The sequence below is a fragment of the Confluentibacter citreus genome, assembly GCF_002807055.1.
GTDB lineage: Bacteria > Bacteroidota > Bacteroidia > Flavobacteriales > Flavobacteriaceae > Confluentibacter > Confluentibacter citreus.
In genome coordinates this window covers 824,360-838,572 of the sequence record NZ_NIXN01000001.1, presented here as the reverse complement: position 1 = coordinate 838,572, position 14,213 = coordinate 824,360, and the positions used below count along the sequence as shown (strand labels likewise).

Genomic DNA, 14,213 nt, shown 5'->3' with positions numbered 1-14,213 from the left:
TACTTTTACGCTATTATTTTGTTTTGGATTTATCAAAATCTATCAACAAAATATTTTAAACTAATGGCAGTTTAAGTATCAATGAAGCAAATTGCAGCAATTCTTATTTTTTTAATTGGTTTTTGTGGCTTTTCGCAAAATCAACTTTCTAACTATAGAACTAAAAAAGTTGCTGTAAATGATACTGTTGTTATTGATAGTGTGAGCATCAATCCTAATTTGTTTTCAATAAAAGATAAAAATAATGTATTGGTAGATTCTACATTTTATACCATTAATTTTCCTAAAGCTATTTTAATTCTGAAAAAACCTTTGGAAACCGATTCTATCACCATCGATTATTTAAGATTCCCGGATTTTTTGACCAAAACCTACAAACAACTTGATGAAAATATTATTGTTGAAAATACCAGTAACCAACAAAAACTCTATAAACTGTCGCAACCTAATGAGGCTAAAAACTTTATTCCTTTTGATGGGCTAACGACTTCAGGAAGTATTTTACGTGGCGTGACTGTTGGTAATAATCAAAACTCGGTTTTAAGAAGCGAACTCGACTTACAAATAAGCGGAAAACTAAATGATAAAGTGTCGTTAAGAGCATCTATTCAAGATGCCAATATACCATTGCAGCAAAGCGGTTATTCGCAACGTTTGGATGAATTCGATCAAGTGTTTATTGAATTGTTTAGCGATACATGGAGCATTCGCGCTGGTGATATCGATTTACAAAATGCCAACTCTTATTTTGCCAATTTTTCTAAGCGTGTGCAAGGCTTGTTTGTAAATACTAAATTTGGCAATGAAGATTCGCAAACCAATGTATTTGCTGCTGGCGCATTAGTGCGAGGGCAGTTTACAAGAAGCCAATTTACGGCACAGGAAGGCAATCAAGGGCCTTATAAATTACAAGGGCAAAATGGAGAATTGTTTGTGCTTATCGTCTCTGGAAGTGAAACGGTTTACGTCAATGGCGTGGTAGTGCAACGTGGTGAAAATAAAGATTATATCATCGATTATAATGCCGGGGAAATTATTTTCAATTCCACATTTCCTATCACTTCTGAAATGCGTATTACGGTGGATTACCAATTTAGCGAACGCAATTATTCACGTTTGGTGGCGTATGGTGGAGGACGTCATGAAAGTGAAAAACTGAGTTTTGGCGTTTCGGTGTATTCAGAAAGTGATTCTAAAAACCAACCGCTTCAGCAAAACCTATCGGAAGAGCAAGTTCAAATACTTGCAAATGCTGGAGATGATAAATCGCTCATGGTAGCCCCTTCTGGTGTTTTGGAGCCTTATAACGAAAACCGAATTCTATACAAAAAGGAGTTTATTAGCGGTGTTGAAGCCTATGTGTTTTCCAATAATCCAGAGGATGAATTGTATCGGGTAACATTCTCTCAAGTCGGACCAAATCAAGGGAATTATGTGCTAAGCAGCATTAATGCCATCAACAATATTTATGAGTATGTAGCCCCAGTTGCTGGCATTCCGCAAGGAAACTTCAACCCTATTGTTCAATTGGTGGCGCCAACAAAACTTCAAATTGCTGTTTTAAACGGGCAATACAATCCGACCGAAAAAACCAACATTCGTTTTGAAGCTGCTGGAAGTAAAAACGATTTGAATTTATTTTCAACTGAAGATGATGCCAATAATGATGGCTTTGCAGGAAAACTAAAAATAACCCAAACCATTTTTAAAAAAGATAGTCTGTGGACTTTAGATGCTTTTGCGGATGCTGATTATATCCAGAAGAATTTTAAAACCATTCAACGCTTATACAATGCCGAATTTTCCCGTGATTGGAATATTGATACGCCTCTGGGAAACCAACAATTAATTATAACGGGATTAAATTTATTTCATCAGGAAAAAGGGAACGCCAATTACCATTTTGAGCATTTGGAATTCTCTGAAAACTTTAATGGAAACCGACATGTTTTTAATGCCAATTTATTTTTGAATAAATTCCAAATCACATCATATTCTAGTTTTCTAAATGCTGAATCAAGTATAAACACCTCAACGTTTTTAAGGTCATTCAACAGGATAACTTACAACATGAAAAACAATTGGGTTGGCACCAAACTCGCCATTGAGGATAATGAACAAACCAATATATCAACATTACAATTAACGCCATTAAGTCAAAAGTTCAAATCCTACGAAATCTTTACGGGTGTTGGCGATAGTTTAAAGGTTTTTGCTGAAATAGGTTATAAATTCAGGGTGAACGACAGTATTAGAAACAATCAGTTACAAAAAGTAAATAGCTCGAATACATTTTACTTAAAGTCGAAACTCATACAAAACAATAACACCAATCTGGCGCTTTACGCCAATTACAGAACGCTTAAAAACGAAGATGAAACCATTGAAGACGAACGTTCCATCAATTCCAGAATTCAGTACAATCAAAATCTTTTTAAACAACTTTTGCTATGGAATACCTTGTTTGAAACCAATTCGGGTGCCTTTCCTCAACAAGATTTCACATACGTAGAAGTAGAACCAGGGCAAGGCACTTACACGTGGATTGACTATAACAATAATGGCATACAAGAGTTAGAGGAATTTGAAATTACGCAATTTCAAGACCAAGGAAAATACATTCGGGTGCTATTGCCAAACCGGGTTTTTGTAAAAACCCACCAAAATCGGTTTAGCCAAACGGTAACGTTCAATCCGTCGCAATGGGCCGTTTCAGAAGATAAAACCGAAAAATTTTGGTCACATTTTTACAATCAAACCAGTTATTTAATCGATAGAAAAATAAGGCGTGATGGCAATAATTTTAATTTAAATCCTTTTGAAAACGATGTTAATAATCAGTTGGGCTTGCAATTAAATTTTAGAAATATGTTGTTCTTTAATCGTGGCAAACAGCATTATACAACGTCTTACACCTATCTGTCCAATAAATCAACAAACACATTATCCATTGGGTTTATTGAAAACAGTTTGAAAAGTCATCAATTGAATATCATTCATAAAATAGAGGAAAGTTGGTTGCTGAATTTTTTAACCGCTTTTGAAACTAATGAAAGCATAAGTGAAAACTTCGCCAGTAAAAATTATAATTTTAACCAAAACCGTTTTAATCCTAAAATTTCCTATTTACTGGGTGATAATACACGTTTCGATTTGTTTTACCAATATGCTTCCAAAGACAATACTATTGGCGATTTTGAGTCCTTAAAACAACAAAAATATGGCACCTCATTTACCTTTGCCAACAACGAAAAAGGCGCTATAAATGGCGAATTAAATTATTTTTCAAATACGTTTGAGGGAAACCCCAATACACCAGTTGCTTACCAAATGCTTGAAGGACTCCAACCTGGCAAAAATTTTACGTGGACTTTGTTAGCACAAAAAAAACTAACTGATTTTTTAGATGTCAATTTGAGTTATTATGGCAGAAAAACCGAAACCAGTAAAACCATCCACACAGGGAGCATACAATTAAAGGCTTATTTTTAAAAGCTTTATAAGAAATAATCAAGCATTTTTTTGTAATATTACTTCTAGTATGGGTAAGCTAGTTGTCATCCTTTATTCTTTTTTGATCCTTGTACAAAGTTTCAACATTAACATTGAAGATATTTCAAAGTTCAATGCCCTTTTGGAACATGCTAAATTCCATAAAGAGATGTATGGTGATACGTTTTTTGAATTTTTATCTGAACATTATGGCAATGACATGGTGTCACATGAAGATAAACATAGTGAACACGAGGATTTACCCTTTAAAGACCACCACCATATCCTTTGCCATTTAAGCTCCTCTTTCATACTTACACCACAAATAACCTATATTGTAAACTTTCAGGAATTCACAGAAAAACCTGTAATTTTTTTATACAAAGAATCTTTTTCTTCTTTTGAAAAACCCTCTATTTTTCAACCGCCCAAACTAGCCTAATTCCTTTTTATATTTTTTTAAACTATTCAAAATAGTACATATTGAATAGCTTTTATTAATTTCTGTTAAATGAATTATGTTAGAAAGCATTATAAAATTCAGCTTAAAGAATAAGCTTATTGTCCTACTATTTATTGCCCTTGTTATTGGTTCTGGTATTTTGTCCTTAACCAAAATCCCCATTGGTGCTGTGCCCGATATTACCAATAACCAAGTACAGGTAATCACTACATCTAGAAATTTATCTACTCAAGACATCGAGCAATTTATTACGTATCCCATTGAACTTGAAATGGCAAATTTACCAGGTGTTGAAGAAATTCGCTCGGTTTCTAAATTTGGTCTATCTGTAGTAACTATTGTTTTCGAAGATGATATGGGTACTTATCTGCCTCGACAACTGATTGCCGAAAAAATAAAATCTGCCAGCGAAAAAATCCCTGAAGGTTTTGGGTCACCGGAAATGGGGCCGATTACTACGGGCTTAGGTGAAATTTTTCAATATATTTTAGATGTTAAACCCGAATTTAAGAATCACTACGGCACCACAGAATTAAGAACTATTCAAGATTGGATTGTGAAACGACAACTTTCTGGTATTCCTGGGGTTGTTGAAGTGAACACTTGGGGCGGACATTTAAAACAATATGAAATTGCCTTAAATCCTCAAAAGCTTAAGGCTATGAATATTGATTACATGGCTGTTTTTAATGCTTTAGAAAAAAATAATAGCATTGCAGGTGGTGGTTATATTGAAAAAACCAATGAAGCTTTTTTTATTCGTGGTGAAGGGTTAGTAACCTCTTTAGAAGACATTGAAAACAGTGTTATAAAAAATGATGATGGCTTCCCGATTTATATAAAAGATATTGCTAACGTAGGTTTTGGTAGCGCTACTCGTTTTGGTGCCATAACAGGCAACGGTGAAGGCGAAAAAGTGCTAGGTCAAGTTATGATGTTAAAAGACGGTAATTCAAAAAAAGTTATTGATGCCGTTAAAGAGCGTGTCGCTTCCATTCAAAAGTCCCTTCCTGAAGGCGTGTATATTAATGGTTTTTTGGAACGAAGCGAACTTATTGGAAAAACAACATTTACTGTTGCTGAAAACTTAATCCTCGGTTCGCTCATCGTCATTTTTGTTGTGGTTTTACTCTTAGGAAATTTAAGGTCTGGATTGGTTGTGGCATCGGTAATTCCCTTATCATTATTATTTGCCATTACCTTAATGAACGTCTTCGGCATTGATGCCAATTTAATGAGTCTAGGAGCGATCGACTTCGGAATCATCATTGATGGCGCTGTTATTATAGTAGAATATATTGCTTTTCAAATTACATCGCAAAGCGGAAAAATCAAAGCCCTATCGTATTCTGATCAGCAATCAACCATTGATGCCATTACCCATAAAAGTGCCGCTAAAATGATGAACTCTGCAATTTTCGGCCAACTTATCATCCTCATCGTATTTATCCCCATTTTATCATTGAGTGGTGTAGAAGGAAAAATGTTTAAACCTATGGCACTAACGTTCAGTTTCGCATTGATTGGCGCCATGATTTTTTGTTTAACCTATGTTCCTGTAATTTCTTCAATGTTTTTAAAACCGAACAAACAAAGTGATAAAAATATTTCGGTTAGAATAATGAGGTTTTTAACCAAACTATATAAACCATCTATTCATTGGGCATTGGAAAATAAAAAAATAATCGTCTCCCTTGCAGGGCTTTTACTGGCAGTAAGTATTTGGATTTTCAGTACCATGGGAGGGGAATTCGTTCCTACGTTAGATGAAGGCGATTTCGTGATTCAACCCGTTTTAAAAACAGGGACCTCTTTAAGCAAAACCATTGAAATTACTACTAAAATTGAGCAAATCCTATTAGATAACTTCCCAGAAGTCGATCAAGTAGTTAGCAGAATTGGCGCTGCTGAAGTGCCTACAGACCCCATGAGTATGGAAGAAAGTGATGTTATTATTAAACTAAAACCAAAAGATGAATGGGTTTCTGCCGAAAGCAAGGATGAATTGGCCGATAAATTTAAAGAAGCACTCGCTATTATTCCAGGTATGGAAGTTGAATTTACACAGCCTATAGAAATGCGCTTTAATGAGTTGATTACTGGTGTAAGAGCTGACGTGGCCATTAAAATTTTTGGAGAAGATTTATCTGTTTTAGCAAATAAAGCCAATGAAATTAAAATGCTTATTCAGAATGTGGAAGGCGCATCAGACATAATCATTGAAAAAGTAGAGGGCTTACCGCAAATGACCGTTACGTTTAACCGAAGTAAAATTGCCAGATATGGTTTGAATATCTCGGATATAAACGAATTAATCTCCATGGGATTTGCGGGCAAAACCGTTGGGACTGTTTTTGAAGGCGAAAAACGATTTGATATGGTAATCCGCTTAGATGAAGCGCACCGCACAAATATAGAAAATCTAGAAAATTTATATGTTGACACACCCAGCGGATTAAAGATTCCTTTAAGTGAACTGGCAGACATAAAATATAACACAGGACCTGCTAAAATTTCAAGAGACGATACAAAGCGACGCATTGTAGTGGGCATTAATGTTAGAAACCGGGATTTACAATCGGTTGTAGACGATGTAAGAGACATTATTGAAAGCAACGTAAAACTACCCACGGGTTACAGTGTTAGTTATGGTGGTCAATTTGAAAACTTACAAAGTGCCAAAGCGCGATTGATGATTGCTGTGCCTATTGCACTTGTGCTTATTTTCATTTTGCTTTACTTTGCTTTTGGTTCTTTAAAAGAGGCTGCTATGGTATATTCAGCCATACCACTTTCAGCTGTTGGCGGAATATTATTGCTGTGGATAAGGGACATGCCTTTTAGTATTTCAGCAGGTGTTGGCTTTATAGCGCTTTTTGGTATAGCTGTACTGAATGGGATTGTTTTAATTGAACATTTTAAAGAACTCAAAGAGGAAGGCGTTACGAATATAGAAGAACGCATAAAAAGAGGTACTAGCGAACGATTAAGACCTGTTCTGCTAACAGCAGCGGCAGCTGCTTTAGGGTTTTTGCCAATGGCAATTTCCACAAATGCTGGCGCCGAGGTGCAACGACCACTAGCTACCGTTGTTATTGGTGGTTTAGTGAGCGCAACGATTCTTACCCTTATTGTTTTACCTGTTTTATACGCTTGGTTCGAAGAAAAAGCCATAATTAAAATGAATAAAAAAGTCATTATATCTATAGTCATCATGCTTTTTGCTATTAATATCGATGCACAAAACAAACCATTAACTATTGATGAAACTTTAACTTTGGCTATTGAAAATAATGCCGATTTAAAAGCATATTCATTAAAGGCTGATGAAACAAAAGCCTTAATTGGCAGTGCATTCGACTTTGAGAAAACAGCGGTATATTATAACTACGACGAAAACAATATAGCCATCAATGGTTTGCCTTTAAGGGTTTTTGGGGTTTCACAAGATTTTAAATTTCCAACGGTTTATTTTGCAGACAAAAAGGTGAATAAGGTAAAATCGAATCTTCAAGAATCCTCTCTTAATATTAGATTGCAGACTTTAAAGCGTGATATCTATTTGGCATATTATAATTTGAGTTATAATAAACATAAAGCTCAAACTTATAAATATTTAGATAGTTTGTATCAAAATTTTGCTAGCGCAGCCGAACGTCGTTTTGAATTGGGTGAAACTAATTATTTGGAAATGATACATGCAAAATCCAAAAGAAAGTTATTAGAAACTGCTTATAAAAAATCGTTACAAGATGTTGTTTTAGCCAAAGAGGAATTAAAAAAATTGGTGCAAGTAGATAGTTTAACAATCGTAGATGCTCCTTTAAAAAAGCTTGAATTAGAAACTATTTCTGTTGATAGCAATATGGGACTTCTATATTATGAAGAAGCTAAACACTATTACAAGGCTTTAAATCAGCAAGAAAAACAAAGCCTGTTACCCGATTTAAGTGTTGAGTATTTTCAAGGCTCCAATAGTAATTTAAATAATGTACAAGGCTATCAGTTTGGATTGAAAATTCCTTTACTCTTTAGTGGTAATGCTTCAAAAATAAAAGCATCTAAGATCGCCCAAGAAGTTGCCGAGAGTGAAAAACAAGATTATAAGGTTAAGCTAGATGCCGAATATCAAATGCTACTAGCAAAACTTCAACAATATAATGAAGCCATCCTGTATTATGAAACACAAGGCAAAACACTCTCAGAGGAAATTATAAAAACCGCCGAGCGTACTCTAAAAGAAGGAGAGATTGATTTCTTTCAATACATACAAAGTATGGAAACAGCAACCGAGATTGAATTAACCTATTTAGAGACTATCAATGCCTATAACCAAACTATTATTGCTATCAATTATTTAATATTATAAAGGATGAAACAGACATATACCATACTTTTTGCACTTGTTTTAATAGCTTGTGGAAATTCAGATAAAAACAATCAAACAGCCATTTCAGAACCATCAAACACCAACCAAGTTGTAATCACTAAATCGCAATTTACAAGCGAACAAATGCAGTTGGGTAAACTGGAGGAAACATCTTTTGATGAGACGATTAAAACCAGCGGCATGATTGATGTTCCTCCGCAAAATAAAGCAAGCATTAGTACTTTCATGGGTGGGTATATTACCAAAACCCCATTATTAATTGGTGATAGGGTAAAAAAAGGACAATTGTTAGTAACTCTTGAAAACCCTGATTATGTTGAAATTCAGCAACAGTATTTAGAACTTTCAGAGCAGCTTAATTACTTAAAATCGGAATTCGACCGTCAAAAAACACTTTATGATGAAAAAATCACATCACAAAAAAACTTTCTAAAAGCTGAAAGTAGCTATAAAAGCAGTCTAGCACAATATAATGGCTTAAGGAAAAAATTAAGCATGATGCGTATTAATCCAACATCTGTAGAACAGGGACAAATAACCTCAACAGTCAACTTATACGCGCCCATCGATGGCTATGTAACAAAAGTAAATGTTAGTAATGGCTCATATGTGTCGCCATCGGATATTATCATGGAAATTGTCAATACAGAACATATTCACTTAGAATTAGCGGTTTTTGAAAAAGATATTTTGAAAGTAAAAAAAGACCAAAAAATACTATTTAAAATACCCGAAGCCTCTCAAGACACTTTTGAAGCCACAGTACACTTAGTAGGTACTGTTATAGATGAAAAGAATAGAATTGTTAATGTTCACGGACATATTAAAGACGAGACCAAAACTCATTTTATTGTTGGCATGTTTGTAGAGGCAACGATAATAAACCAAGCTACCAGCTATTTTGCTTTACCCAATGATGCTATTGCCAAGGTTGATTCTGATTATTTTATACTGGCGCTAACTAATAAAACCAATGATGGTTTTCACTTTGAAAAAATTAAACTCGATATTGGAATACAAAATGAAACATATACCGCCATAACAAATCCTGAGGCTTTGTTGAATAAAGAGATTTTAACAAAAGGGATTTATATGTTACTTAATGAAGGTAGTGAATAACCAAAAAAGATTTTATAGCCCTACCCTATCTATTTCCTTAAAAACCGATATGATGGTATTTACGGCTTCCATATAAAATTTTGGTTGGATATTCTCAAAATCATCCGTAGGTTGGTGGTAGTCTTTATGGTCTGCCACTCCAAAATACAAAAACGGAATGTTCTTTCTGTAAAATGATGCATGGTCTGAAGAATACGTCCAATTTTCCTTTTGGTCTTCCCCATCATGCCCAGCAATAAGTTTTATATCTCCAATCGTTTTAAAATTTAAAATCAATCGTTTCAAATTTTCATTGTAGCGTGTACCAACAACAAACAATTCGTTATCATCGCTTCGGCTTATCATGTCCATGTTTAAGTTTAACTTAATTTTATGTAAAGGGATAATCGAATTCTCCACATAGTATTTAGACCCGCAAAGCCCCAACTCCTCTGCATCAAAAGCGGCTAAAATAACCGAATGCTTTGGTGGGTTATTTTTAAAATATTCGGCAAAAGTAAATAGCGCACATACTCCAGAGGCATTATCATCGGCACCGTTATATACACTACCATTCTTAATCCCCTCATGGTCGTAATGGGCACTAATCACCATATAACTATCTGGTTTTTCGGAACCTCGAATCCACCCTATTACATTGGTGGCTTGATAGTCTTTTTTTTGGTTTACAAAAGAAAACGATTGTTCAAATGTTTTGCTTAAAGGCGATAATCCAAAACTATGAAACTGATTAATAATGTATTTTTTGGTTTTAATGCCGCCATCAGACCCTGTTCTTCTTCCTTCAAAAGAGTCAGACGACAAGGTTTTTAAATGCATTAACAATAAGTCTTCATTAAAGGCAAGACTATCTTTTTGTGCATTTAAAACATGAAGTAGGGCAAAAGAAAAAAGACAGTAAAAAAATGTTTTTAAGTTCATAGACTTTTATAGGATGACCAAATCTAAATAAAAAATCCAAAGCAATTCATATTACTTTGGATTTATATTATATGAAAAAACAGTTCTATTCCTCTTCTTCCGATGAAGCTACTTTTTTTGCTGGTTTTACAGAAGCATCATGTGATTTATGGTATTCTTCTAAAAGATTCATAGTTGCGTTCAATAAATCCTTGGTTTCTAACAAAAGACTAAAATATAAGGTTGTGTTCTTTGGGCTTGTCTCTTCAGAACGGGTACGGTTGACCTGTTTTTGAATTTTGGATGTTACCAACCCTAAAATCTCTTCTTTTCTTCCTAAAATAACCCCAATTTGCTCAAAAGATCTTGACTCAAAAGCATTTTGCGTATTATTAAAAAAAGTGTCGAATCGGGTGTCAATTTCCTTTAATTCTTTTATTTGATTGAACTTTAATTTTTTATGATTGTTATTAACATGCTTATAACTCACTTTAGATATGTATTCTAAAGACTGTACAATATCTTGTAAATATGCTAAAATATGGATGTAAAAATTACTAGCCGCAACACTGGACTCATCTAAGTTTTTGATAAAATAGAAGATGTTATCGCGCAATTCATCAACCTCAGCAGATAATTTTGCAATTTGTTTATCATTCTTTTTTAATAATGATAAATCCTGTAGAGCCAATCCATTTATAGCATTTGTGTAGATTTTATTTCCACGTTTAACTACATTGGCAATGTTATCGGCACTTTCATGAATAACACCTTGTATGGAGCTGCTTTCAGAAGAATGCAAACGGTCTGATGTTTTGTCGGAATTCATTTTTTTAGTAAAGCTAATGGAGCTTTTAACGATAAGAAAACCAGCTATTAGGAATAAAACACCTATTGCAATTGGTCCGCCAATATACATAAGATAGGCCAAAGTTCCTGCAACCACAAAAGCAATTACTGCGGTTAAGAACCATCCAGCTATCACATTAAGCACACCAGCAACACGGTAAACGGCCGTTTCGTTATTCCAGGCTCTATCAGCTAAAGATGTACCCATGGCTACCATAAACGTCACATACGTGGTTGATAATGGTAATTTCATGGACGTTGCCGCCGCTATTAAAATACTAGATACAATTAAGTTTATGGAGGCTCTCACTAGGTCAAATGCAGGCAAGTCGGCATTGTCTTTCGCAGATACATTAGTATTCTCTTTTTCAAAGCGCTTGTTTATCTTTTCATGTATCGAATTTGGTAAAATGTATCTATAACCGTTAGATAATGCCACTGAAGAACGTACTATGGCACGCGATAAATAATTGGGTTCAAAACGCTCTTTGGCATCCCCCTCACGAGAAAGATTTAATTCAGTTTGTGTAACATATCTTGACTTTTTGGAAAGCCAAAGCGTCACTACCATTATAATCCCTGAAATAACCAATAGAAAAGTAGGTGTGCTGGCATCTCCTTTAAGACTACTCATGTTATACAAGGTATCAGAAACACCAGATGCTTGCCATAATTCAAAGGATTGCCATGCGGTAATTGGAACACCAACAAAGTTTACCAAATCATTCCCAGCAAAGGCTAATGCCAGGGCAAAGGTTCCAATAAGAATAATGAATTTATAAATATTGACTTTAAAAATACTGGTTAATATGGCACTGAAAGCAATCCAAAACGCAAAATTGACAGCTAAAATGGTCAATGTATTATTTTTGATATAATTTAAGGTATCTGCATCTATAAAAGATGTGCTTTTAAGTCCCTTTATGATGATAAAATAGGTAATAGCAGATGCCGCAATACCACCCATTAAAACATTAACCCAATTGCCATGATGTTGAAACTTGAACGACAAAAAGGCTCTTGCGACATATTGAACAAAAGAACCCACAGAAAATGCAATAACCACAGAAAGCAGAATACCATATATAATTTCTGTTGCCTTATCTGTATTAATATAATTATAGATGTCTGTAAAAGTTCCATCAATACCGTACACTTTTATAAGCGCCATGGCTACGGAAGCTCCCAATAAATCGAATACAATAGAAACCGTTGTTGATGTTGGCAAACCTAAACTATTGAAAAAATCCAATAGCAATATGTCGGCTATCATAACGGCCATGAAAATAATCATGATTTCGTTGAAACTAAACATGGAAGGATTCAAAATCCCTTCACGTGCAATTTCCATCATACCGTTTGAAAATACGGCTCCAAGAATGAGGCCAACAGAGGCTACAATCATGATGATTTTAACAGGTACAGCTTTTGAACCTATCGCAGAATTTAAAAAATTTACAGCATCATTGCTTACTCCTACTACCAAATCAGCAACTGCTAAAATGCCCAGGGCAATAATCATGTACAAGTAAATGTTTTCCATAATTTAACAAATAAGTTTGCAAATATCTTATGTATTTCAATAAGCTAAGTTACGCAATTGTTATTTTTTATTGCTTAATTCAATTTGAAATTAATTATTAAGCTAGGACATTAAAACAAACGAATTAATTAACTGCTATATATAATTGGAATCTTTAAAAGTTTACTTGAAACTGTAAGCGCAATAAGCTTCCTACTTGGTGATTATCTGGATTTATGAAATCCTCATATCTTCTATCGGAGAACGTGTACATGGCAACAAGCTCTATACTTTTATAAGGTTGCCACTCTACCCCCAATTCAAGTTCTTTTACCTCATAGCTTCTGGCATCAAGTTCATGCTTTTTGCCTCCATTGTAATACTGTACTTTAGCAAATGGATATATTAATTGTTTATTGATTGGCAACATGGCATTTAATGTAAGATAACCCCCATGTAGGTTTTGAACTTCTATACTATTACTAACTTTATTAAACTCGGGGCCTTTACCAAAATTATACTCGGCTTGAATACCAAAAGGTTTTGGGTATAATATAGCAGATACGGCAAAACGTTGGTCTATGTAAGTATTGTCTTCTCTATGCTGAACCCCTTCCGATATTTGTTTGCTATCAATAGTATAGTCACCAGTATAAGCTTGAATTCCAGCCTCAAAAATTTGCGTACCAATTTCAAAAGGATATGCTAAGCGAGCAACAATGTGCTTTTTATTGTTCAGTTCTTCTAAATTTGCCGTTTGTCCGTTGTAAACACCCAAGCCCAAAACACCGTAATCGCCCGAACCTTTATACCCATCTTTTACCAACATTGAGAAACGCTCACGGATTTTTTTTGGAGCCCAATAGAAAAATATACCCAAATCACGTTCGTTTCTTACAGCACTATTTAAACCATCGTTACGATCTAACGTTAACCTATTTTGACTAGATTGCATGTTTTCAAAACCAAAAGGCACTTTACTTTGTCCTACTCTAAAACGAAACTCATTTTTTGAGTCTAAACCAACATCAACATAAGCATCGCGAATTTGTCCGAAATGTTGATTAGAGCCAGAAGCACTTGCAAAATCGGGCTGTATATAAAAGTAAACTCTTGGATGAATTTGTCCGTAAAATACTAATCGGATACGTCTAAAAAAGAAATCACTATCGCCTCCCCAAGATTTATCGCATTGTTCGCAGGTTAAATCTGGGTTTGTTTGAATGAGTCCGTTATATCTTAATTGGGCATAGCCCCTTAAATTTATTTCTTGGTACCATTCTTTATCAATTGTATCATTAGATACTAAATTATTTTGCGCAAAAGAAATTAATGAACAACAGTGCACAATAGTAATTACTACTAGGAGTTTTTTCATTGGTAATTTTTAGTTTTTGTCGGTGCAAATAACCAAAGCCAATGTTAATTAAATGTTTCCTAATAATTAAGTTAACAACAAAAAAAAGCTGCCTTGGCCT

General features: G+C 34.5%; 7 protein-coding genes. 4 read left to right on the top strand and 3 right to left on the bottom strand.

The genetic code is table 11. The features are described from left to right. Positions 1-81 precede the first annotated feature (81 nt). From CDH49_RS03635 to CDH49_RS03620, 4 genes are all read left to right on the top strand, one after another. A complete protein-coding gene (locus CDH49_RS03635; RefSeq protein WP_100614011.1) occupies positions 82-3,492 on the top strand; it encodes a hypothetical protein in 3,411 nt (1,136 codons plus the stop codon). 49 nt (positions 3,493-3,541) lie between these two features. Further along, positions 3,542-3,934 (top strand): hypothetical protein, encoded by a 393-nt coding sequence (locus CDH49_RS03630; RefSeq protein WP_100614010.1) that lies wholly within the window; start codon positions 3,542-3,544, stop codon positions 3,932-3,934. 76 nt (positions 3,935-4,010) lie between these two features. Beyond that, positions 4,011-8,324: a CusA/CzcA family heavy metal efflux RND transporter gene (locus CDH49_RS03625; RefSeq protein WP_100614008.1), complete on the top strand. Its 4,314-nt coding sequence runs from the start codon at positions 4,011-4,013 to the stop codon at positions 8,322-8,324. 3 nt (positions 8,325-8,327) lie between these two features. Next, positions 8,328-9,464: an efflux RND transporter periplasmic adaptor subunit gene (locus CDH49_RS03620; RefSeq protein ID WP_100614006.1), complete on the top strand. Its 1,137-nt coding sequence runs from the start codon at positions 8,328-8,330 to the stop codon at positions 9,462-9,464. A 12-nt stretch (positions 9,465-9,476) separates the two neighbouring features. Here CDH49_RS03620 and CDH49_RS03615 read toward each other — a convergent pair whose 3' ends face one another. The 3 genes from CDH49_RS03615 to CDH49_RS03605 all read right to left on the bottom strand — a co-directional run bounded on the left by CDH49_RS03615 (position 9,477) and on the right by CDH49_RS03605 (position 14,113). Further along, on the bottom strand, positions 9,477-10,385 hold the full coding sequence (locus tag CDH49_RS03615) for a M28 family peptidase (RefSeq protein WP_100614004.1): 909 nt from the start codon (positions 10,383-10,385) through the stop codon (positions 9,477-9,479). An 85-nt stretch (positions 10,386-10,470) separates the two neighbouring features. Continuing rightward, the gene (locus CDH49_RS03610) at positions 10,471-12,756 is read right to left on the bottom strand and encodes an inorganic phosphate transporter (RefSeq protein ID WP_100614002.1); all 2,286 of its coding nucleotides are present in this window, start codon (positions 12,754-12,756) and stop codon (positions 10,471-10,473) included. A gap of 154 nt (positions 12,757-12,910) precedes the next feature. Continuing rightward, on the bottom strand, positions 12,911-14,113 hold the full coding sequence (locus CDH49_RS03605) for a porin (RefSeq protein WP_100614000.1): 1,203 nt from the start codon (positions 14,111-14,113) through the stop codon (positions 12,911-12,913). Positions 14,114-14,213 lie beyond the last annotated feature (100 nt).